Annotated in this window: 22 protein-coding genes and 1 pseudogene; 15 read left to right on the top strand and 8 right to left on the bottom strand. The window is 63.1% G+C overall.

The window, feature by feature from the left end; translation table 11 throughout:
* Positions 1–15: 15 nt before the first annotated feature.
* The 3 genes from NKJ78_RS27355 to NKJ78_RS27345 are packed head-to-tail and all read left to right on the top strand — an operon-like array spanning position 16 to position 3,757.
* On the top strand, positions 16–1,632 hold the full coding sequence (locus tag NKJ78_RS27355) for a GMC family oxidoreductase (RefSeq protein WP_023737833.1): 1,617 nt from the start codon (positions 16–18) through the stop codon (positions 1,630–1,632).
* Entirely contained in the window at positions 1,629–2,843 is a 1,215-nt protein-coding gene (locus NKJ78_RS27350; protein ID WP_023671997.1) for a mandelate racemase/muconate lactonizing enzyme family protein, read from the top strand. The genes NKJ78_RS27355 and NKJ78_RS27350 overlap by 4 nt, the downstream gene beginning before the upstream one ends.
* Positions 2,840–3,757, top strand: coding sequence for an NAD(P)-dependent oxidoreductase (locus tag NKJ78_RS27345; RefSeq protein ID WP_023737832.1), 918 nt, complete (start codon positions 2,840–2,842; stop codon positions 3,755–3,757). The genes NKJ78_RS27350 and NKJ78_RS27345 overlap by 4 nt, the downstream gene beginning before the upstream one ends.
* Before the next feature lie 82 nt (positions 3,758–3,839).
* On the opposite strand, the gene NKJ78_RS27340 is transcribed toward NKJ78_RS27345, so the two are convergent.
* Positions 3,840–4,778, bottom strand: a complete 939-nt coding sequence (locus NKJ78_RS27340) for a diacylglycerol/lipid kinase family protein (protein WP_023733332.1) — start codon at positions 4,776–4,778, stop codon at positions 3,840–3,842.
* 658 nt (positions 4,779–5,436) lie between these two features.
* Between NKJ78_RS27340 and NKJ78_RS27335 the strand changes: the two genes are divergently transcribed.
* A complete protein-coding gene (locus tag NKJ78_RS27335; RefSeq protein WP_023733333.1) occupies positions 5,437–5,673 on the top strand; it encodes a hypothetical protein in 237 nt (78 codons plus the stop codon).
* 117 nt (positions 5,674–5,790) lie between these two features.
* On the opposite strand, the gene NKJ78_RS27330 is transcribed toward NKJ78_RS27335, so the two are convergent.
* Positions 5,791–6,423 carry a hypothetical protein gene (locus tag NKJ78_RS27330; protein WP_155923215.1) on the bottom strand — a complete coding sequence of 211 codons (633 nt, stop codon included), beginning with the start codon at positions 6,421–6,423 and terminating at the stop codon, positions 5,791–5,793.
* 283 nt (positions 6,424–6,706) lie between these two features.
* Here NKJ78_RS27330 and NKJ78_RS27325 point away from each other — a divergent pair, with 283 nt between their 5' ends.
* Together NKJ78_RS27325 and NKJ78_RS27320 are read left to right on the top strand one after the other, a co-directional pair.
* A complete protein-coding gene (locus NKJ78_RS27325; protein WP_023672002.1) occupies positions 6,707–7,222 on the top strand; it encodes a hypothetical protein in 516 nt (171 codons plus the stop codon).
* Positions 7,223–7,487: 265 nt separating this feature from the next.
* The gene (locus NKJ78_RS27320) at positions 7,488–7,817 is read left to right on the top strand and encodes a DUF2314 domain-containing protein (RefSeq protein WP_352562744.1); all 330 of its coding nucleotides are present in this window, start codon (positions 7,488–7,490) and stop codon (positions 7,815–7,817) included.
* A gap of 116 nt (positions 7,818–7,933) precedes the next feature.
* Here NKJ78_RS27320 and NKJ78_RS27315 read toward each other — a convergent pair whose 3' ends face one another.
* Together NKJ78_RS27315 and NKJ78_RS27310 are read right to left on the bottom strand one after the other, a co-directional pair.
* Positions 7,934–8,902, bottom strand: a complete 969-nt coding sequence (locus NKJ78_RS27315) for a hypothetical protein (protein WP_352460598.1) — start codon at positions 8,900–8,902, stop codon at positions 7,934–7,936.
* A gap of 46 nt (positions 8,903–8,948) precedes the next feature.
* Positions 8,949–9,995 carry a CapA family protein gene (locus NKJ78_RS27310; RefSeq protein WP_352460599.1) on the bottom strand — a complete coding sequence of 349 codons (1,047 nt, stop codon included), beginning with the start codon at positions 9,993–9,995 and terminating at the stop codon, positions 8,949–8,951.
* A 146-nt stretch (positions 9,996–10,141) separates the two neighbouring features.
* Here NKJ78_RS27310 and NKJ78_RS27305 point away from each other — a divergent pair, with 146 nt between their 5' ends.
* The 4 genes from NKJ78_RS27305 to NKJ78_RS27290 all read left to right on the top strand — a co-directional run bounded on the left by NKJ78_RS27305 (position 10,142) and on the right by NKJ78_RS27290 (position 16,889).
* Positions 10,142–11,407: a hypothetical protein gene (locus NKJ78_RS27305; RefSeq protein ID WP_352460600.1), complete on the top strand. Its 1,266-nt coding sequence runs from the start codon at positions 10,142–10,144 to the stop codon at positions 11,405–11,407.
* A 122-nt stretch (positions 11,408–11,529) separates the two neighbouring features.
* Positions 11,530–14,700, top strand: coding sequence for an excinuclease ABC subunit UvrB (gene uvrB, locus NKJ78_RS27300; protein ID WP_352460601.1), 3,171 nt, complete (start codon positions 11,530–11,532; stop codon positions 14,698–14,700).
* Positions 14,701–15,040: 340 nt separating this feature from the next.
* Positions 15,041–16,567 carry an ABC-F family ATP-binding cassette domain-containing protein gene (locus tag NKJ78_RS27295; RefSeq protein ID WP_352460602.1) on the top strand — a complete coding sequence of 509 codons (1,527 nt, stop codon included), beginning with the start codon at positions 15,041–15,043 and terminating at the stop codon, positions 16,565–16,567.
* A 148-nt stretch (positions 16,568–16,715) separates the two neighbouring features.
* Positions 16,716–16,889, top strand: a complete 174-nt coding sequence (locus tag NKJ78_RS27290) for a hypothetical protein (protein WP_023672009.1) — start codon at positions 16,716–16,718, stop codon at positions 16,887–16,889.
* Between the two features lie 49 nt (positions 16,890–16,938).
* Here the strand turns inward: NKJ78_RS27290 and NKJ78_RS27285 are convergent, their stop codons facing one another.
* A complete protein-coding gene (locus NKJ78_RS27285; RefSeq protein WP_352460603.1) occupies positions 16,939–17,553 on the bottom strand; it encodes a glutathione S-transferase family protein in 615 nt (204 codons plus the stop codon).
* 216 nt (positions 17,554–17,769) lie between these two features.
* On the opposite strand from NKJ78_RS27285, the pseudogene NKJ78_RS27280 reads away from it, so the two are divergent.
* Positions 17,770–18,111 (top strand): annotated as a pseudogene (locus tag NKJ78_RS27280) (VOC family protein); the annotation flags it as partial.
* Here the strand turns inward: NKJ78_RS27280 and NKJ78_RS27275 are convergent.
* Positions 18,018–18,383, bottom strand: a complete 366-nt coding sequence (locus NKJ78_RS27275) for a hypothetical protein (RefSeq protein WP_352460608.1) — start codon at positions 18,381–18,383, stop codon at positions 18,018–18,020. The pseudogene NKJ78_RS27280 and the gene NKJ78_RS27275 overlap by 94 nt on opposite strands.
* Here NKJ78_RS27275 and NKJ78_RS27270 point away from each other — a divergent pair.
* Complete coding sequence (locus NKJ78_RS27270) at positions 18,270–18,623, top strand: DUF1428 domain-containing protein (RefSeq protein WP_023683729.1); 354 nt, start codon at positions 18,270–18,272, stop codon at positions 18,621–18,623. The two genes, NKJ78_RS27275 and NKJ78_RS27270, sit on opposite strands and share 114 nt — an antisense overlap.
* Positions 18,624–18,630: 7 nt before the next feature.
* On the opposite strand, the gene NKJ78_RS27265 is transcribed toward NKJ78_RS27270, so the two are convergent.
* Both NKJ78_RS27265 and NKJ78_RS27260 read right to left on the bottom strand, forming a co-directional pair.
* Entirely contained in the window at positions 18,631–20,265 is a 1,635-nt protein-coding gene (locus NKJ78_RS27265) for a tetratricopeptide repeat-containing sulfotransferase family protein (RefSeq protein WP_352562741.1), read from the bottom strand.
* A 203-nt stretch (positions 20,266–20,468) separates the two neighbouring features.
* Entirely contained in the window at positions 20,469–20,651 is a 183-nt protein-coding gene (locus tag NKJ78_RS27260) for a hypothetical protein (protein ID WP_023728228.1), read from the bottom strand.
* 323 nt (positions 20,652–20,974) lie between these two features.
* Here NKJ78_RS27260 and NKJ78_RS27255 point away from each other — a divergent pair, with 323 nt between their 5' ends.
* From NKJ78_RS27255 to NKJ78_RS27245, 3 genes are read left to right on the top strand one after another with little or no spacing between them, the layout of a single operon-like run.
* On the top strand, positions 20,975–21,244 hold the full coding sequence (locus tag NKJ78_RS27255; protein ID WP_023701590.1) for a hypothetical protein: 270 nt from the start codon (positions 20,975–20,977) through the stop codon (positions 21,242–21,244).
* Positions 21,241–21,507, top strand: a complete 267-nt coding sequence (locus tag NKJ78_RS27250) for a hypothetical protein (RefSeq protein WP_352460604.1) — start codon at positions 21,241–21,243, stop codon at positions 21,505–21,507. Before NKJ78_RS27255 ends, NKJ78_RS27250 begins: the two co-directional genes overlap by 4 nt.
* A gap of 37 nt (positions 21,508–21,544) precedes the next feature.
* A complete protein-coding gene (locus NKJ78_RS27245; protein ID WP_023683725.1) occupies positions 21,545–21,682 on the top strand; it encodes a hypothetical protein in 138 nt (45 codons plus the stop codon).
* Positions 21,683–22,016: the final 334 nt, after the last annotated feature.

The following is a 22,016-nucleotide window of genomic DNA, read 5'->3' as shown; positions in this document are numbered from 1 at the left end:
CCGCCAACACCAATCATGCAGACTTATGACTTCATCATCGTCGGCTCCGGCTCGGCCGGCTCGGTTCTGGCCGACAGGCTGTCGATTTCGGGCCGCTTCTCCGTGCTGGTGCTGGAGGCCGGCGGCAGCGACCGCCGCTTTTATGTCCAGATGCCGCTCGGCTACGGCAAGACCTTCTTCGATCCGGCGGTCAACTGGAACTACAAGCCCGAGCCGGACCCCGGCCTTGCCGGCAATGTCGACCATTGGCCGCGCGGCAAGCTGCTTGGCGGCTCCAGCTCGATCAACGCCATGGTCTGGATCCGTGGCGCGCGCGAGGACTTTGACGACTGGCGCGATGCCGGCAATCCCGGTTGGGGTTATGACGATCTGTTGCCGGGCTTCAAGGCGCTTGAGGACAATGAGGCCGGCGCCGATAGATGGCGCGGCACCGGCGGGCCGCTGCATATCACCGACACGACGAACGCCGTCCATCCGCTGACCAGGCGCTACCTCGCCGCCGGCCAGCAAGCCGGGCTGCCGCTCAACCCCGACTTCAACGGTGCCGCCCAGGAAGGCGTCGGCACCTACCAGATCTCCACCAAAAACGGCCGCCGCATGTCGGCCGTGCGCGCCTTCCTGCGCCCCGCGATGAAGCGCAAAAACGTCCGCGTCGAGACGAATGCGCTGGCGAGCAGGATCCTGTTCGAGGGCAAGCGAGCCGTCGGCATCGAATATCTGCAGAACGGCGAGACCAAGACGGCGCGGGCCGGCCGCGAAGTCATCCTGTCCGCCGGCTCGATCAACTCGCCGCAGCTCTTGCAACTGTCCGGCGTCGGCCCCTCGTCACTGCTCAAGGGGCTTGGCATCCCGGTCGTCCACGCCAACGAAAATGTCGGCGCGCATCTGCAGGACCATGTCGGCATCAACTATACCTTCAAGGGAAACGTGCCGACGCTCAACCAAATCCTGCGGCCCTGGTGGGGCAAGCTGCTGGTCGGCATGCAGTACATCCTCACCCGCTCCGGCCCGCTGTCGCTGTCGATGAACCATGGCGGCGGCTTCTTCCGAACCGACCCGGCGTTTTCGCGCCCCAACATGCAGCTTTATTTCCAGGCTTTCTCGACCGTCATTCCGAAGAGCGGCGAGCGGCCGATCCTGACGCCGGATCCGTGGCCGGGCTTTTCCATCGGCCTCTCCAACTGCCGCCCGTCCAGCCGCGGCGAGATCATGATCCGCTCCAGCAATCCGCTGGACTATCCCAGGATCGTCGCCAACGCCTATTCCACCAACGCCGATGTCGACGAGATGCTGGCGGCGGTGAAATTCGTGCGCAAGATAGCCTCGATGCCCGCCATGGCCGAGATCATCACTGAGGAGGTTTTGCCGGGCCCATCGATCCAATCGGATGCCGACCTGATCCAGGATTTCAGGAAGCGCTCAGGCACCGTCTATCACCCGGTCTCGACCTGCCGCATGGGGCCGGACGCCGGGGCCGCCGTCGTCGACCCGCGCCTGAAAGTGCACGGGCTCGAAGGTCTGCGTGTCATCGACGCCTCGATCTTTCCCGCCAACATCACCGGCAACACCAACGCCGCCTCGGTCATGACCGGATGGAAGGGCGCCGAACTGGTTCTGGAGGACCAAAAATGAAGATCACCGACGTCAAGACCTGGGTAGTCGGCAACCCGCCGCCCGGCATCGGCGGCAAGTATTTCATCTTCGTCAAGCTGACCACCGATGGCGGCGTCGTCGGTTACGGCGAGGCCTACAACGCCACCTTCTCGGCTCACATAACAGCGAAGCTGGTCGAGGACATGGCCGAGCGTTACCTGATCGGCCACGATCCGCATGACATCGAGACCTTCTTCCGCCGCGCCTATTCCTCAGGATTTACCCAGCGCCCCGACGTTACCGGCATGGGCTGTTTCTCGGCGCTGGAAATGGCCTGCTGGGACATTGTCGGCAAGGAAGCCGACAAGCCGGTCTACAAACTGCTCGGCGGCCAGGTGCACGAGACGCTGCGCTCCTACACCTATCTCTATCCGCACACCGGCAGCGTCCATTCGGAGGACGCGCCGGACGGCCGGAACGTCTACAATGACCCCGAATTGGCGGCCGCCTGCGCGCTCGAATATGTCGAGCAGGGGTTCAACGCCGTCAAGCTCGACCCGGCAGGCCCCTACACCGCCTTCGACGGCCACCAGCCGCGCCTGATCGACATCGATGTCTCCACCCGCATGGTCAAGGCGATCCGCGAAGCGGTCGGCACCCGCGCCGATATTCTGTTCGGCACGCATGGCCAGTTCACCGCGTCGGGTGCGCTGCGCATGGCACGTGCCATCGAGCCCTACGATCCCTTGTGGTTCGAAGAGCCGGTGCCGCCCGACATGCCCGAAGTGATGGCTCAGGTGGCGCGAGGCACGTCGATCCCGATCGCCACCGGCGAGCGGTTGACGACCAAGTTCGAATTCGCCCGAATCATCGAGAACCGCGCCGCCACCATCCTGCAACCGGACCTTGGCCGTTCCGGCGGCATTCTCGAAACCAAGAAGATCGCCGCCATGGCCGAGGCCTACCACATCCAGATCGCGCCGCACTGCTATTGTGGGCCGATCGTTGGCGCCGCCAACATCCAGCTGGCGGTGACGCTGCCCAATTTCCTCATCCTGGAATCGCTGAAGCAGTGGGACGGCTTCCACGCGACACTGCTCAAGAAGAAGATCGAATGGCAGGACGGCAATGTCATTCCATCGAAGGAGCCGGGCCTCGGCGTCGAGCTGGACGAAGCGGTCTGCGACGCGCATCCCTACACCGGCAAGGACCTGCATTTGCAGATGATGCAAACGCCGCTGATGCCGTGAGCGAACGCTACGCCTTCATCGGCCTTGGCCATCTCGGCGCCAACCTTGCCGCCAGCCTGTTGCGCAACGGTTTTGTCGTCATCGTCTTCGACCGCGACCCCGCCGCCGTCGAACGCCTCGTGGCGCTCGACGCCACGGCCGCGACCAGCCCGGCTGAAGCGGCAGCGCTAGCCGGCAACGCCATGACATGCCTGCCCTCGCCCAAGGTCAGTGAAGCGGTGCTGGCTGGTCCCGGTGGACTGCTGGAAGGATTGCCCAAGGGCGGCACATGGATCGAGATGTCGACGAATGGCCGCGACGAGATTCTGCGCCTCGCCGCCCTCGCCTCGGCCAAGGGCGTCGAAACGCTTGAGTGCCCGGTCACCGGCGGCGTGCATCTGGCCGCGGTCGGAAAGATCACCGCGCTTGTCGGCGGCGATGCTGCGCTTTACGAGCGCCATCGTCCGGCCATCGAAGCGATGTGCGCAAAGTCGTTCCTGATGGGTCCGGTCGGCTCGGCGGCGGTGATCAAGGTGATCACCAACATGCTGGCCTTCATCCATCTCGTCGCCGCCGGCGAGGCGCTGATGTTGGCCAAGCAAGGCGGCCTCGACCTCGCGCAATCCTACCACGCCATCGTCGCCTCCTCCGGCAACAGCTTCGCCCATGAGACCGAAAGCCAGCTCATCCTCAACGGCTCCTACGACATTGGCTTCACCATGGACCTGGCACTGAAGGACCTCGGCTTTGCGCTTGCGATGGGCAGGGAGTTCAGACTGCCACTCCAATTGGCGCCGCTTGTGAGTGAGATTTTCCTGATGGGCAAACAGGAATATGGCGGCGGCGCCTGGTCGACCCAGATCGTCAAACTGCTTGAGGATGCCGTCGACATGGATCTGCGCGCGCCCGGTTTCCCAGCCAAGCTGGAAAGCTAAGCCGGGTAGATATGTCCTGCGATTCAGGCCCTTGGCCGGTTCGCCGCTCAAACCACCTGAATCAATCCCTCAACGCCTTGATTCAATATCTCAGCGTCAGCGCTCCGGGCAGGATCTCAAACGTCGCGGGTATACGCCCCGGCGACTCGCCATCTATGTCGACCAGCGCGCCGTTCTTCTCGACATCGCCGATAGGTTCGACCACCACTTTCCGGCCACGCAATATGGTGATGGCCGGATGGTTGCGGTGCCGGCCGCCATAGAGCAGCCGAATATCCCAGATCAGCTTCAGCTTGCCGGCCGCGCGCAGGATGACGATGTCGAACTGGCCGTCGGCGAGTTCGGCGTCCGGGGCGATCATCATGCCGCCGCCGAAGAACTTTCCGTTGGCGACCGCCACCAGCGCCATGCGCGCCTCGACCGGGGTGCCATCGTCGACGGTGATCCTGACGTCCTGGAAGCGGTAGCGGATGAACTCGACCACGGTGCGCCAGAAAAACAGCGCCTTGGCCGACATCCTGCCCTTGCGCTTGTCGGCATTGACCGCACGGTCCGTGGCGCCGGACAGGCCGAGGCTGGCGATATTGATGAAGTGCCGGCTGGCCAGCGCGCCATGGTCGTCGATGTAGCAGATGCGCCCGGCATCGACCTTGCGCGCCTTGGCTTCGGCGATCCGCTTCAACGCCGCATCCACCTCTTTCGGCAGGCCAAGTCCGCGCGCGAAATCGATGCCGGTGCCGCAAGGCAGCAAGGCAAGTTCGGTTGTCCGGCCGCTCTCATCGAATGCCTGCAGCAATCCGTCGGCCACCTCGCTGGCGGTGCCGTCGCCGCCGGCCGCGATCACCAGCCCGAAGCCGCTTGCCGCGAGGTCGAGCGCCAGCCTTTCGGCGTCGCCCTCGGCCTGCGTCTCGCGCAGCTCGAATTCGCCGAAATGCTTTTTCAGCGATGCGGCGACCTCCGGCCAATGCCGTTTCAGCCGGCCGCCGCCGGCAATCGGATTGAGCACCACCCCGACTTTCAATGCGCACCCTCCCCGCACCGAGCCGATAGGCTCGATGCTTGCCGGCATTGAAGCCCGCGCCAGCCGGCGGAGCAAGGGGCACAGCCGATCAGGCGCCAAAAAGCGGGCGGGCTGTCTAATGCAGCTGGAGTCGAAATTCCGAGCTTTGTGGCAAACGATCCCCGATAATCCCGTTATCCACAGGCTCACGCCCATTCCCCAAAACCCTTACCCGGCGTAAGTTTAACCATCTCAGGCGGCTACCGATCGCCACGCCGAAAGGCAAAGCGAAAAGGCGGATTTCCTGAGGCCCGTACGGCCCGAAGCGAGAGCAGGCTTGCTTGTTCGAGGGACGGATGCCGAGACCTACGGGGCCGCGGAAAGCGTGCGAACGCCAACGGCGGACCGATGCTGCCATGAAGGACGGCGAAAACCTTCGATGGCGCGCCGAACGAAGCTCGCAAGGGTGGAGAACGGCGTGGTCTGGAACGGGCACTGCCCTCGGGCGGTGACTGGCAGGACCGTCAAAATCAAGGCCGGCATGGCGCGACGACTTTGCGGAAGTTGCTGCCGCGACCGTGTCCTGATCTGACAGGGAGGCGCTGGGAGAAATCCCGGCGCCGACTGTCTTTTGGGCCAAGGTCCGGTCGGCGAAGCGACGCGTGAAGAAGCCGATACTTTGCTGGAACGCGATTTCGGCGCTGACGGAACCATCTTCATCACCAGGCGCGATCAGCAATTCACCGACATGATCCCGCGCCTGATCGACAGAGGCGTGTCCTTCGTCGAGATCGGTGGCAATGACGCGATCATGCTCACCGTGCTTTCGGCGGCAGACTTCGCTCCGCCCGAAGGCGCCCGGGCGCTGTTCAGCCAACCGTTCCGATCGATCCGGCCACCCGTCGCACCGGGCTGATCGTCGCCGTGCGCAAGCTGCACATCGTGCTGCCGGCGCTGTTCGAAGCAGGCGCGAGGCTGGAGCGCGTCTACAACTGAAGCCGCGCCCTGCACCGCGGCCTGCCCGGCGGGCCAGCTACTTCTTCGGGCCGATGCCCGGGATCAAATTGAGGCCAGCGTTTATATATTCCGGCCGTATGGCGCCGCTGATGAGCGTGAAGGTGGCGAGCATGATGCTGGCCAGCGCACCGTCATGCCATGGCCTGAGGGCCAGCGCGTTGACGGCATAGGCCCAGAATGGGAAGGCGAGCATCGACATGACGATGTTGGCTCCCGGAGCCTCCGCATTGTCGGCTGAATCGCTGACCGATTTCAGATACACCGGCGTCATCGCCAGCGCGACGATCAACATGATCCATGAAATGGTCCAGACGCTGATACCGGCCATTTCAATCTTATAGATGGCTGCCTGCACCTTACCCGGAATGTCCCCCGGATTGCCTTTGGTCTCTTCCGCCACCGCATCGGTCAACGCCTTGGCAACCGGCTGCTCAGTGGCATTGACCAGGATGGAGTTGACGAAGATGAAAAATGCCACGACTTCGGCAGGCACGTACTTCGCAACCCGGTCGAGATAGCCGTCGCCGCCTTTCGATCCTTGATCTTCTTGCTTGTCATCGTCGACGCCGAGCGGAGCATCGCCTGGAATGCCCTCGAGCGTTGAATCCCTTTTCGGCACAGGCTCAGCGGACCGGACAATTCTTCCCATGACAAACCCCTCCTATATTGTTGTATCGCCCCGTGAGTATCGTAGTAGAAAACCGGGCCAAGAAACAGTTGTCGCGGCCATAGCCGACAAGATATTCAGGCTTCTTCTGCAAATGCATCACGCTCCCGCCCTATCTGCTACCGGGTGTCTCGAAATCCACCTATAGTGAGCCGTACCCGAAAAACGCATCCCCCGGCTCATCGCGTGATCGCGGCCAAAATCCCGCCTTGTTCGCGCGCGATGGAAGGACTGGCTGCCGGGGGGCAATCCGAAGGACAAGACCGTGATCAAGACCGCCCTTGTCGCCATGACCATTGTCGGCTGCGACTGCGACGCCAAGCTTTGCGAATATATCGGCGAGACGCCGGCGAAGTGGGCGACCATCGCCGACTGCGAAGCGGCGATGAAAAGCCAGATGCTGCACCAGAAGAACTTCGACTATCCGCTGGTCTCTGGCATCTGCCGCAGCAAGGGGTCGGCGTCTTCTTCGCAACTGGCGGCGGCCGCATCCCGCCCGGAACTGAAGCCGGCCAGCCGGAATGTCCAAACCCCGTTGCCGCCGGAACTGAGCCATCGGCCGAGCGTTCCCGTCGGCTCCCCGACGACGGCCATGGAGGCAGCAGCGGTACGGCCCGTCGCCTACGAGCAAGTGGTCGATGGCGGAACAGGCGTGCTCTACCGCACCAGGAACGGCTACGCCGTGGTCAAGACAGATCTCGGCCGCGTCGCGTCGGCAACGGTCGGCATTGCCAAGCGGTCCGCGAACTGGCTGGCAGGGCTGGTGCCGAGCGGGTTGTGAGCGGCCTGCCGTTCGGACCATACCACGCTGTCGCACTGCCGTTGAAAACTCCAGATAGATGCATGATGGTGTCAGGCATCGACACGCAGGAGCGCCATTTCATGAAGCATGCAGTTCGAACCGTGCTGTCCCTGGTGCTGGCGTTGGCGCCGGTTCCGGCCGGTGCGCAGGATTCCGGCCAGGGCGGCGACAAGGTTGTAGGCGTCGCCAGGGACGATCCGGACATGGCGGCGGCCATTGCGCAGGCGCGCGCCAGCCTCGATGAATTCCTGTCCTTGTCGGATGCGCCGCCAGCCGGGACAACCAGCTACAAGTTGAAAGTCGAGGTCAGGGACGGAGACGCCCGGAGCATTTCTGGATCATCCCCTTCCACAAGACCGCGACCGGATTTGCAGGAACATTGGCCAATGAGCCGCAAGCGGTGCACAATGTCGTGGCCGGCCAGGAACTCGAATTCAAGCGGGACGATATTTCCGACTGGGGCTACACCAGAAACGGTCGCCAGGTCGGGAGCTTCACCGTCTGCGTGATGTTCAAGACGATGGCGCAAGAAGACGTCGAATATTACCGCCAGAACTACGGCTTCGCCTGCTGACGCGCGGCAGCCTGGCTAATGCATGCGCCTAAACAGGACCTCCGTTTTGGGGCAACGATATGCATCAAAACAAGACCTGAAGCGCGTCGCATGAATTCGTTTCGACGCGCGGCGCTTTAGGCCTCGCCATCCGTCGCGCCGGTCTTGCGCACCAGCGCCGCCGTCGCCAAGATCGCGCCCATATCGGCGATCATCGGCGCGATGTGCTTGGTGTAATCGAGTGGCACGGAAATGGCGGCCAGTTCGAAGAAATTCTTCGGCTGCGGCAAGAGCAGGAAACCATCGCTGCCATTAAGCGCCACCCGCGCCGGATCATCGCGCCATGTCTCGTGCAGCCATTTCAGCGCCTGCGCCAGCCGGCCGCTCACCAACGGCTGGGCGGCGGCGACATTGTCGGTGCGAAATTCGTAGTCGCCGTCGAGCAGCGGATCGCCGCTGGACAGTTCCTGCATCTTGCCGGCGAAGATGCCGCGGAAGAAACCGACCACCGCGTTGCTGCGGCGCGTCGCGACCAATATGCCGGGGAACGGCGCGATCGTTTCGAACGCAACGATGACGCCCTTGAAGACCGTCGACGAGCCTTTGCCCGAACCTTGGCGCAACTCCGCCTCGTAGAGCTCGAACGGAAAATCCTCGTAGCGGCCTGACACGATGTCGTCAAAGCTCTGCCGGTTGAAGGCGCCGACCACGGCGCGCGGCAGCCGGTCGAAGGAATTCGGCGTCACGCTGTGCTGATAGCGCACATCCCTGATGAAGCCGAAGATGATCGGCAGCAGCGTGTCACGGAACGATTGCTGCAGCCGCGTCGCCGGCCTGATCGCCAGGAAGTACAGCAGCAGCGCCGCGAAGAAACCGCCGACATAGAGGAACACATGCGGCGTCGAGAACCATTGCTCGTTCAAGTCGGCGACCTTGTTGAACAGCCAGGCCACCAGCACGACAAAAACCAGCAGCAGCCCCAGAAACACCGGCACCCGCCAGCGCACCTGGCGGCAGGCCGAAGCCCGTCCAGCCTCATAGATCTCGATATTCTTCCTGATGCCGGCGACCACCGCTTCATCAGGCATGAACTCAGCTGCTTCCATCGCCCCCTCGCAAAGTCCTATTATGCCTATGATAGCGGGAAAGTCGTCAGTCGCCAAAGATCGCCTTCAGCCTGGCCTCGACCTTGCCCTTCATCCGGCCAGTCAGCGCCTCGACCGGAACCAACCGCTCATGCCCGCCTGAGCGCAGCCGCATGAAGGGATGCATCCGGTAGCCGGCGATCGCGCCGCGCTTGCCGAGATCGGCGCTGACATCGACGACGAAAATGCCGCCGATGCGGCTGGGCCAGGGCTGTCGCGCCAGCGCCGTGCCGAGGAAGTCGCCAAGCCCGTACGCCGCGAGCGTCTTGCCGACCCATTGCACCGGCTGCACGACATGGGCGTGGTGCCCGGCAATCAGTCCGACGCCGTGACCGGCCAGCAACCTCGCCAGCGTTTGCGTTTGCGGCTGCGGAAAATGCCGGAACTCCCAGTCCCAGTGCGGCACCGCACAGGTGAGGTCGATGTTCTTGTCGGCCGCGCCGCTCGGCCATGCCGCCGGATCGCTTTGCATCGACACACGCTCATTGAAAACTGCGGCGTCGGCATTGCGCCACAGTGTGAAAGCGGCAAAGCCGATCGTCAGCGGCCCGGCCTTGACCTGTTCGACCGGCCCTTTTTTCGCGGTGCCGATGGGGCGGATGCCAAGCCGCTTCAGCGCCGCAACCGTCTCGTCGAAACCGGCGACGCCCTGGTCGAGCACATGGTTGTTGGCCAGCGACAGCACGAGCCTTTCGCGCGCGATGCCTACGGCGGCAAGCGCCGCGGCAAGAAACCGCTCGCTCATCGCATGGTGAGTGCCAAGCCGCGTGCCAAACGCCACGCTCGGCCGCTCGACGACCGGACTTTCGCAATTGCCGATCACCAGATCGGCTGAGCCCAAGAGCTTTGCGATCTCCGGATCGCACTCCGGCGCACTATGGTTGGCCACCGCCGAAATATCGCCGACAAAGGCCAGCCGCACCTTGCGCCCTGGCGGTGGATCGATGAGTGTCGTTGCCGCGATCGGCGCAAAATCCCTGACATCGCCGCCGAGAGACGGTTTCAGGAAGCGCGGCAGCCATGACAGTTTGTAGGAAAGCGGATAATTCGACACGCGACGCCCAATCGTTTGCCCAATCGGTTAGCTTGTGTAGACGGTCTGCCCGGGAAGTGTCGACCGTCAGTCCTTGAAACACTGCCGCCGGCAGACACGGCGCCAAATGCGTGTAATGTCTGCGCATCGCATAGTGGAGGGATGAGATGACACGTTTTGCAGGCCTGCTGGCGTCCGCCCTCCTCCTGTTGCTGCCTTTATCTTCGGCCCGCGCCGCCGCGCCCGAAGCGGCAACCGCTTTGTTCGAGGCCAAAACGGTGACCGAGCGCAACGCCGCGCTTACCACGCTCGAGGCTGCAGCCCAGGGCGATCCGGCGTCAGCCTATGCCGCCGGCGCCGGCGAATTCTTCACCGCGCTGGAAATCCTCGCCGGCGGTCTGCACCGCCACGGGTTCGAAAGCCCGCAATCCTTCATGCTGCCGCTGATGCGGCTGCCGATTCCGGACAATCCCGATCCCGAACCGCTGACCTATGAGCAGTTCCGCGCCATTCTGGTCGCCTTTCGCGACCGGCTGGAGACATCCGCGGCCACTCTGGGCTCGGTACCCGCCGATGCCGATATCGGCATGGTCGTCGACCTCACCCATGCCGGCATCGATCTCAACGAAGACGGTGCCATCGCGCCGGATGAAAGCATGGCCGCGATCATGGCCTCGCTGTCGCGCGGCGGTATCTCGTCGGACGGCGCCGCTCCCTCGCTCACATTCCGCTTCGACCGGGCCGACGGTTTCTGGCTGCAGGGCTATGCCGAATTCCTGATGGCGCAGGCCGATTTCTGGCTGGCGCATGATTTCAGGACCATGTTCGACGGCTCGTTCCACATGCTGTTCCCGCACGCCAAACTGCCGCTGCAGGACGTTCTGGTGCCTCCCGCCGGGGACATGGGCAGCAGCATCTTCTCATCGGAATGGCGCATCGCGGATTTCATCTCCATGGTTCACCTCGTCAACTGGCCGGTGGTCGAGCCCGAGCGACGTCAAGCGGCGCGCCGCCATCTGCTCGAAATGATCCGGCTGTCGCGCCAGGACTGGAAGGCGATCCGCGCCGAGACCGACAATGACCGCGAATGGCTACCGGGACCGCAGCAGAAGGGCGAGAACCCGCTCACCGGGCTCGAAGTCGGCGAGGAGCAGGTCGAGGCCTGGCTCGCCACTCTGACCATGGCCGAAGACCTTTTGGAAGGCCGCAAGCTGCTGCCGCATTTCCGCATCACGGCCAGCACCGGCCAGGGCATCAACATGAAGCGTTTCTTCGAAGAACCGAAGCCTTTCGACCTAGTTCTGTCGATTACCGGCCCGGCCATCGCGCCCTACCTCGAGAGCGGTGAGATCGTGACCAGCGGCGAGTTCGACCAGATCCAGCGTCAGTTCGGTGGCGGTGGGTTTTTGACCTTCGCGCTGTGGTTCAATTGAGCAGGTGGCCCGGCTTTGCGTGACACAGCTCCTGACACCCTTGTGTCAGGAGCTTCGACCCGCTTAGTGTCCCTTGCCACTGCACTCTTTCCATTTTGGCGGACTCTGCCCATATTTGGGGCATGGCCAAACTTCCCGAGAAAAAGACACCGTCTCCGGCGGGTGACAACAGCGCTTCGCCGCCCAAGCGGCGCAGCCCGTTGACCGATTTCCTCGATGCTTCGGAGCCCTTGCACAAGGGTGGCTTCGCCGAGGCGCCGCAGGCTGACTTCACCGGCACGCCGCTGAGCGGCTCGATTGCCGACTGGGCAGAGCAGATCGAGCAGGAGGCCGAGAAGGAAGGGCGTAGTTCCGGCGGCGCCAAGCCGCCGAAGGTGGCGAAGAAGATTCCGGAACGCTCAACCTCCCCCGGCCGCAGTTCGCGCGGGACCTCGATGGGTGGCGCGGCAACGGCGCGCGAGCGCACCGCCGCCGGCCTCAACCCGGTCGCCGGTCTCGACATCTCGCTGGAAGACGCCGAGACGATGGCCTCGGGCAGCGTCACCGCGACGGTCGCGGCGCTGTCGGCGCTGATCGAATCCGGCAACCCGCTGCACAAGGACGGCGTGCTGTGGACGCCGCACCGCCCTGCCCGCCCGGAAAAATCCGAAGGCGGCATCGCTATCAAGATGGTGTCGGATTTCGAGCCGGCCGGCGACCAGCCGACCGCCATCAAGGATCTTGTCGAGGGCGTCGATAACAATGACCGCACCCAGGTACTGCTCGGCGTCACCGGCTCCGGCAAAACCTTCACCATGGCCAAGGTGATCGAGCAGACGCAGCGCCCTGCCTTGATCCTGGCGCCCAACAAAACGCTGGCCGCGCAGCTCTATTCCGAGTTCAAGAAATTCTTCCCAGACAATGCGGTGGAGTATTTCGTCTCCTATTACGACTACTACCAACCGGAAGCCTACGTTCCGCGCACCGACACTTTCATCGAGAAGGAATCCTCGATCAACGAGCAGATCGACCGCATGCGCCATTCGGCGACGCGTTCGCTGCTCGAGCGCGATGACGTCATCATCGTCGCCTCGGTGTCCTGCATCTACGGTATCGGCTCGGTCGAGACCTACACGGCGATGACCTTCCAGATGCAGATCGGCGATCGGCTCGACCAGCGGGCGCTGCTCGCCGACCTCGTCGCCCAGCAGTACAAGCGCCAGGACATCAATTTCGTGCGCGGCTCGTTCCGCGTGCGCGGCGACACGATCGAAATCTTCCCGGCCCACCTTGAGGACCGCGCCTGGCGCATCTCGATGTTCGGCGACGAGATCGAGGCGATCACCGAATTCGATCCGCTCACCGGCCAGAAGACCGGCGAGCTGAAGAGCGTCAAGATCTACGCCAACTCGCACTATGTGACGCCGCGTCCAACGCTCAACCAGGCGATCAAGTCGATCAAGGAGGAGCTCAAGCACCGGCTGGTCGAGCTCGAGCGCGCCGGCCGCCTGCTGGAGGCACAGCGGCTCGAACAGCGCTGCCGCTTCGATCTTGAGATGCTGGAAGCCACCGGCTCCTGCGCCGGCATCGAGAACTATTCGCGCTATCTCACGGGACGCCAGCCGGGCGATCCGCCGCCGACCCTGTTCGAATATATCCCTGACAATGCGCTGGTCTTCATCGACGAAAGCCACGTGACCGTGCCGCAGATCGGCGGAATGTATCGTGGCGACTTTCGCCGCAAGGCGACGCTGGCGGAGTATGGTTTTCGCCTGCCCTCCTGCATGGATAACCGTCCGCTGCGCTTCGAGGAGTGGGATGCGATGCGTCCGCTCTCCGTCGCGGTTTCTGCGACACCCGGCGCCTGGGAGATGGAACAGGCCGGCGGCGTGTTCGCCGAGCAGGTCATCCGCCCGACCGGCCTGATCGATCCGCCGGTCGAAGTCCGCCCGGCGAAAAGCCAGGTCGACGATGTCGTCGGCGAAATCCGCGACACCACTGCCGCCGGCTACCGCACGCTGGTCACCGTTTTGACCAAGCGCATGGCCGAAGACCTGACCGAATATTTGCATGAGCAAGGCGTGCGCGTTCGCTACATGCACTCCGACATCGACACGCTGGAGCGCATCGAGATTCTGCGCGATCTCCGCCTCGGCGCTTTCGACGTGCTGGTCGGCATCAACCTGCTGCGCGAAGGCCTCGACATTCCCGAATGCGGTTTCGTCGCCATCCTCGACGCCGACAAGGAGGGCTTCCTGCGCTCCGAGACGTCGCTGATCCAGACCATCGGTCGCGCCGCCCGCAACGTCGACGGCAAGGTCATCCTCTATGCCGACCAGGTCACCGGCTCGATGGAGCGGGCGATGGCCGAGACCAACCGCCGCCGCGAAAAGCAGATGGAATGGAACGCGGCCAACGGCATCACCCCGGAATCGGTGAAGTCGCGCATCTCCGACATTCTGGACTCGGTCTACGAGAAGGACCATGTCCGCGCCGATATCTCGCAGTTCACCGACGGCGCCGGTGCGATGATGGGCAACAATCTCAAGGCTCATCTCGACGCCATGGAAAAGCAGATGCGCGACGCCGCCGCCAATCTCGACTTCGAGAAGGCCGCCCGCATCCGCGACGAGATCAAGCGGCTGCGCGAGATGGAACTGTCCATCTCGGAAGACCCTCTGGCCAAATACGCCGACATGGAAAGCCCGGTCTCCGGCCGCGAGAAGGGCAAGCACAACAAGGGCGTGGCCAAGCACCGTACGGCTGAGGAACAGGAGCGTTTTCGCAAGTTCGATGAGGCACGTGCCGCCGAAGAGGCGGCCAGGGCTGCCCGGTCCAACCTCTTCCGCAAGCCGGCGCTCGACGAAATGGGCGCCGACGGCGCCGTGCCGGTGAAGAAACCGCTATTTGCCAAGCCGTCGATCGACGATATGGGGCCTGGTACCGACATGCCGACACCGTCAGGCGCGGTGTCGCGCTCGCTGTTCAAGAAACAGTCGGCGCAGGAAGCGCACGGCTCCGACTTCGGCATTCCGGGCGGCGCCACCAAGCCACTGTTCAAGAAGAATTCGCTCGACGAGATGACCGTGCGGCGCACGGAAAAGCCGGTCGAAGGGAAAGTGCCGGCCAAGCCCCAGCCAATCTCCCCCCGAGTGGAGGAGATGCCCGGCAGGGCAGAGGGGGGCGCGAAGGAACGCGACGATTCCCCAAAGCCATTCGTTCGCCAGCGCGCCGGCATCGGCTCCTACGAAGACCCAGGCGACGCCCGCCGCGAAAAGCGCCGGCCGGGCAAGACGGGACGGCCGGGGAAATAGCACCTCTTTCCTTCTCCACTTGTGGGAGAAGGAAAGAGCGCTCCACCACCGCCGCATCCGTCGCCCACTTGCCTCCACCCCCGCCTTTGGTGTAATCGCTCCACACACTCAAAGTTTTGTCTTGAAAGGAGGGCTGCGTGTCTATCGATCACCATCATCAGCGTGGCCCGATTTCTGCCCTGCGAGTTCGCTTGCAGGGTTGACCAGGGACATTACGGGTTTTTTCCCGTTTCGATTTTTTGGTCTGCCTTTCGTGGTGCGCAAAGCTGAGCCTGATGGCCGGCAAGCACACCGTCAAAGTGCATCCGGAGTTGTCTCCGGCGAGACCAGAGAAATCACAATGGCCCTGATCAGCCTCAAATCCCTCGGTGTCACCATGAGTGCGCCGCTGTTTTCCAACCTCGATCTCACCATCGGCACCGGCGACCGGCTCGGCATCGTTGCCGCCAATGGCCGCGGCAAGTCGACCTTGCTCAAATGCCTGACCGGCGCGCTGGAGCCGACCTCGGGCGACATTTCTCGCACGCGCGGCCTGCGTGTCGGCCATGTCGGGCAGTCGGTTCCGCCTGCCCTTCTTAGCCGCACCTTCCATCAGGTGGTGGCCGATGCCTTGCCGGCCGAGCAGGCCGACAGCGAGATGTGGCGCGTCGACGTGGTGCTGGATTCGCTCGACGTGCCCGAGCCGATGCGCGAACGGCCGATGCAGGCGCTGAGCGGCGGATGGCAGCGGCTGGCGCTGATCGCCCGCGTCTGGGTCACCGATCCGGATGTGCTTTTGCTCGACGAGCCGACCAATCATCTCGACCTCGCTAAGATCAGCCAGCTGGAAAGCTGGCTGAACGCCCTGCCGCGCGAAGTGCCGGTGGTCATCGCCAGTCACGACCGCGCCTTTCTCGATGCCGTCACCAACCGCACGCTGTTCTTGCGCCCGGAGGACTCGCCGGTGTTTGCACTGCCCTATTCCAGGGCGCGGCAGGCCCTGGACGAATTGGACGCCTCGACGGCGCGCCGGTTCGAGCGAGACATGAAGGTGGCGCAGCAACTGCGCAAGCAGGCCGCCAAGCTCAACAACATCGGCATCAATTCCGGCAGCGACCTTTTGACGGTGAAGACCAAGCAACTCAGGGAACGGGCGGAGAAGCTGGAAGACGCCGCGGTATCGGCGCATCGCGAGAAATCGGCCGGCGCGATCCGGCTGGCCAACCGCGGCACCCATGCCAAGGTGCTGATTACGCTGGATGACGCCGCAGTGGAAACGCCGGACGGCACGCTGCTGTTCAAGACCGGCAAGCGCCACATCTGCCAGGGCGACCGCATCGTGCTGCTCGGCCGCAACGGCGTCGGCAAGTCGCGTTTCGTCGATCTGATCCGCAACGCCATCGCCGAGCCGGACACGGTGCCGAACGTCAAGGTGACGCCGTCGACGGTGCTTGGCTACAGCGACCAGGCGCTGGCCGGCATCAGTGGCGACGACACGCCGCTGGCCCTGGTCTCGCACCGCTACGATGTCGGCGAGCAACGCGCCCGTTCGCTGCTTGCCGGCGCCGGCGTTGTCATTGAGATGCAGGAGAAGAAGATCGGCGTGCTGTCCGGCGGCCAGAAGGCGCGGCTGATGATGCTGGCGCTGAGACTCGCCAACCCCAACTTCTACCTGCTCGACGAGCCGACCAACCATCTCGACATCGACGGCCAGGAAGCGCTGGAGGAGGAACTGCTCAAGCACCAGGCGAGCTGTGTGCTCGCCTCGCACGACCGTTCCTTCATCCGCGCCATCGGCAACCGCTTCTGGCTGATCGACAAGCGGAAGCTGACCGAAGTCGAAGACCCCGAGGATTTCTTCCGCTCAGTGGCTGAAACGGCGGGCTGAGGAACTACCACCATGGGCCGCACTGTGTTGCGGCCCATGGTTTCACATCTCCCGCAAATATTTTCAGCGTTCTGTCGGATCGGCTGAACCTGCTGCGTCCTTGGGATGCCGACACGATGATGCCGGCTTCATCTGAGGAGAACGCATCATGTCCATTTTGTCATCCATAGGCCGCGTCGCCGCCCGTTACGCACAGAACCGCGCCCGCTATCGCAGCGAGCGCGAGCTTCTGGCCCTGCCGATCGAACTGCGCAAGGATATCGGCTGGCCGGAAATCCTCATCGACGCGCAAAACGGCCCGCGGATCTGCAGGGCGCCCTGACCATGCGGTCGGGAAAGATCGATGCAGGCCGCCGCGGGGCGACCGTTGCTCAGTCATGCGTATCGCCAGACAGCGGCGTCGCCTGCATCGATCGACGCTTTTCGAACGCCTCGAACCAGCGCGTCAGCCGCGCCCGCGCGCGAAACGACGGCAGCTGGCGGAACGCCATCCAGGACAGCGTGGTGGCAAGCGCTACATGGCCGACATGGAGCGATGTCTCGGCGTCCAGCGCGCTTTCGATCCAGTCATAGCTGGCCTCGATTTTTTCCCGGTAGCCTTCGGCAAGCGCTGCATAGCGCAACTGTTCGGGCCGCCTTTCCGTCTCCCAGCGCAGGCCTATGCCCGTCTGCGCCAGGCCTTGGGCGACGGCCTGCAGCCGCAACGCCTGCCAGCGCGCTTCGCCGTCCTGCGGCAGCAATTTGCGGCCGTCATGCAGCGTATCGAGATAGGCGCAGATGACATCGGAATCGAAGAGCGGCGACGCATCCGGCCGCAGCAGCACCGGCACCTTGCCGAGCGGGTTTTCGGCGTAGACACGGGCATTGCGCAAGGTCGGGCTGGTCTCGTGATGAATGACCTCGAGCCGGTCGGCAAGCCCAACCTCATGGGCGAAGACGAGCGCCTTGCGCGCAAAGGGCGAATGGGTCTGGTAATAGAGGATCATTGTCGTCTCAGCGGGTTGAAGAAGCGGTCCCCGTTCTAGCCTGCTGACAGCGAGGATTGCGCTCTGATTGGGCGCCGCCGACGCAAGTTCGTTTCGCCAGAAAATCGCATCGGCCCAGAAAATCGCATCAGACATGTAGGATCGCCGCCGCCTCGTTCGTCCTAGGCTTCGCAAGGCCAACCAAGCGCCCAGACCAAACCCAAAGAGGAACAAGACATGACCGACCAGACCCCCATTCAGCCGGCCGCGAAAGTTCTCGGTGGATTGACCCCCTATCTGCAGCTGGACGGCGCCTTCAAGGCCGCCGAATTCTACAAGAAGGCTTTCGGCGCCGAACAGGTGTTCTTCTATCCGCCCGATGAGCAGGGCCGCACGATGCACATTCATCTCCACATCAACGGCTCGACGCTGATGATTTCCGATTTCTACCCCGAAAACGGCATGCCTGCCGTCACGCCGCAGGGCTATACCATGCAGCTCCATCTCGGCGCCGACGAGATCGATGACTGGTGGAAGCGCGCGGTCGATGCCGGCTGCGAAGTCGCAGTGCCGCTGCAGCTGATGTTCTGGGGCGACCAGTGGGGCAACATGCGCGATCCCTTCGGGGTCGAATGGGCGATGAACGCGCCGGCGAAGAAAGACTGACCACTGCTGACAAAGCTCCTCACCGGCTGACGCCGGTAAGGAGCTTTGTGAGATACTCCAAGGAGAACCTGATGTCCTATGTCGATGGTTTCGTGCTCGCCGTGCCGAAGGCAAATATCGATGACTACAAGAAGCTGGCCAACCTCGCAGGCCCGATATGGAAGGAACACGGAGCGCTCGCCTATGTCGAATGTATCGCCGACGACGTGCCCTATGGTGAGTTGACCTCGTTTCCGCGTGCCGTTCAGGCAAAAGACGACGAGATCGTCGTCTTTGCTTGGGCCGTCTATTCGTCCAGGCAAAGCCGCGACGCGGTAATGGCCAAGGTGATGGCCGATCCCCGTTTGACACCCGATTTGGGGCCCATGCCCTTCGATATGAAGCGCATGATCTTCGGCGGCTTCCAGCCCTTCATCGAGCTTTAGCCGCTGCTCAGTCCAGCTTGTCCAGCAGCGGCTTCAACCTGTCGCCATAGCGCTTCCAGAGATCGACCGAGCCCTGATACATCGGCTGGCGCACCTGCGCGGCCGAGGCCGTGCGCACCGGGCGGTCGGTCTCGTGGAACGACAGCGCCTTGTCGTCCCAGGACAGGCCGAGATGCCCGATCAGCGCCCGCGTCTGTCCCTCCTGGTCGGCCACGAAATCCTCGTAACGCACGTCATGGACGACGCCCGGCAGAACATCGTGCCAATGCGCCATGATGTCGGTGTAGATGTTGTGGAAATCGGCGAGCTCGCCCAGATCATAGCCGTAGCGGTGGTTGTCGCCGCGGAAATGCACCTTGTAGATCGAAAGGCAGGTCGCCGCCGCATCGCGCGCGCAATGGATGATCTTGGCTTTCGGCAGCATCATATGGATGAAGCCGATGAGCAGGAAGTTGCCGGGCATCTTGTCGGTGACATGCCTGAAGTTGGGATAGCGCTCATGCAGCATGTCGAGATAGGCTTGGCCCGCCTCCGCAAACTCCGCGTCGGATACATCGACCAGTCCCCAGGGGAAACCTCCCGGCATGGTCAGCGGAAATTGCTTGCCGACCGCGGTTTTCAACATGCTGAGCTCGCCCGCGCCATAGACTTGTGGATGGCTGGCGATGATCTGTTCGACCAGCGTGGTGCCGGAGCGCGGCATGCCGACGACGAAAATCGGCGTGTCGTCGGAGATTGCACTTGGCTTGTGCTTTTCGAAAAAGCCGGCGTTGAACACCGTCTTCATCGCCTCGAATTCGGCCCGCGTCCTGACCGGATCATAATCGATGCCCTTGCGGCGGATCGCATTGCCTTCAGCGAAATAGTCGAAGGCCCTGTTATAGTCCTTCAAATCGTCATTGGCCTTGCCGAGACCGAAGGACAGCTGCATGCGTGCCAGGCTGTCGGCCGGCGCCTTGGCATGCTGGGCCTCCATGCCGGCGAGTTCGGCGTCGCGCTCCTTCTGGCGCTTGACCTGCGTCAGCATCAGCCAGGCCTTTGCCATGCCTGGCGTGATCGCCAACGCCTGCCGAAACAGGTCTGCCGCTTCATCGAGCTTGCCTTTTTCCATCAGCCCGACGCCGAGCCCATGCAACAGGTCGGCATCCTTGGGCCGGATCGTCAGCGCCTCGCGAAAGGTCGCCAGCGCCTCATCCAGACGACCGGCTTCCTGCAACGTTTCGGCAAGCCCGATGCGGGCGCGGACATGGAAGGGATTGCGCCCGATTGTGCCGCGATAGATGTCCTCCGCAGCCTCGAACTGGCCGAGCTGTTTCAACGCCGAACCCAGATTGTCGCGTGCCGCGAGCTGGTCGGGCTTGAGATCGACCGCGCCGCGGAAGAAATCGGCGGACGCGGCAAGGCGGCCGAGATCGCGCATCACCGTGCCGAGATTGTTGAGGAAATCGGGATTCTTCGGCTGCAGACGCACAGACTGCTCGATCAGCTCCAGCCCTTCGGGGCTGCGCCCGGTCTGGTGCAGCAACAGGCCCAGGAAATGCGCCGCTGCCGGGTGATTGGCCTTGCGCGCCAGCACCTGCCGGTACAGTGTCTCGGCCTCCTGCCGGCGCCCGGCCTGATGCAGCTGCAGCGCCTGCTGCACATATTGGTCGAGGCCCAGCGGCGCCTGTCCGCCAGCTCCAGCACCCGCCGCTCTTCTCTGATCTCTGTTGATGGGAAACCTGCCGTGTTTTGTCCGCTTGCCGCGATCTAGGCCATCGGCGCTGCAGGTTCAAGGGAAGAGTGGGCTCGCCAAGGGCGCGGACCTCTTCGAAACTCTAGAGGAATTCCAGGAAAATGTAGCGTTCAAATCAGCCGGTGGCTCTCGGCGAGCCGGCGCTCCCGCCGTAGCGTGCCGTCGGTGTCGGCAATCTTGCGCCGTGCCGCTTCGTCGCTTCTTATCGTCAGGCGCACTGATATTGCCTTGGGGAAGAGGACGATTGGCTCGATTGTTGCGGTCGGACGATCCGGCGTTTTCATGAATCTCATATATTTTTGCCTTTCGTAAAAAATAATCTTAGGGGCACCGGAATAATTATTCCGATGCTCTCTAAATAAGGAATTGGCTGATATTGTTCCACAATAGCAGATTTATTAGGGGTTTATACGAGAAATTTTTTATACCGGTCGAGCCGCGGCGGAAATCAGCTTGAATAACCAACAATTTCGGATTATTGATCTGAGATCGTTTTTTGGGTCAAGCTTGGCATATAGCGGCGTCGGAGATACTCGACCCGCCAAACTCATTCCAATCGCCGATGGTTGAGTTCCCGGTTGATGCCGGAAAGCATCGACGAACCAGAGCCAAGCCAATGCCGGATCGCACCACCCGTTCCATCGCCCATTTCGCGGCACCCTTCGTGCTTAGCGGGCTGGAAGGGCAACTGCCGGCCGGCGACTATGACATCGATCACGACGAAGAGCTGATCGAGGGCATGTCGCGGCTTGCCTGGCGTCGCGTCGCCACCTTCATCCATTTGCCGGCAAGGGCGGTGAAGAACCCGGCCACCAGCCAGCTTGTCGCCATCGACTACCTCGAACTCGAAACAGCGCTGAGGCGCGACCAGGAGAACGCAGCATGATCCGCTTCCAGCAGAATGCGCGTCCGCGCACCGATACGCCCTCGCACCTCTTCGCCATCGGCCAGACCGTGCGCATGAAGAGCCGCAGCGGGCTCGCCCAGCAGACCGCCGAGCTGTTTCAGATCAAGAGCAGATTGCCGGTCAAGGATGGCTCGCCGCAATATCGCATCCGCAGCGAGGAGGAGACCTATGAGCGGGTCACCACGGAAGACAACCTCGAAGTAGCGGACGCCCCGGCTGTCCCCGACAACCAGGCCGTCTGACACCGCACCCACCCAGCACGTACGAAGGAGCAGACAGATGGCCAAGGGTCAGCAGCGCAGCAATCGCGAAACGCGCAAGCCCAAAAAAGACAAGGTGGTGGCCAAGGCCGCCTCCCCGTTCGGTTCCTCGGTCAAGCAGGCAGAGAGCAGCCTGAAGCCGAAGTCGAAGGGCTGACCAGGCAGGGCGCGCCTGGCGCACCTGCCGGCAATGGACTGACGATCTCGGACTGACGATCTCGCGCAAAACTCTGCAACGGAGGCTTGCTTGACGTTCTTCGTCGAGCCGCTCGCGCGACGTCGACGAAGCCACGCTCGACAAGGTATCGCTGGACGCGCCGAACCTGCGCGCCGCCCTGCAGGGCGCCACCGCGCTGTTCCACAGCCTCGCCATGCCGCAGATCCCCGACCGTCTGCGCATTTGGTAGTGTGCTGAGAGTTCTGCAAATTCGCTGAGAGGGGGCGGTCATGGCAGGCTGGTGATTGTTCACGTCACCTGATTCCCGCGAAGG

This window comes from Mesorhizobium sp. M0037 (assembly GCF_040323635.1).
Classification (GTDB): Bacteria; Pseudomonadota; Alphaproteobacteria; order Rhizobiales; family Rhizobiaceae; genus Mesorhizobium.
This window is presented reverse-complemented; position numbering and strand designations above follow the sequence as displayed.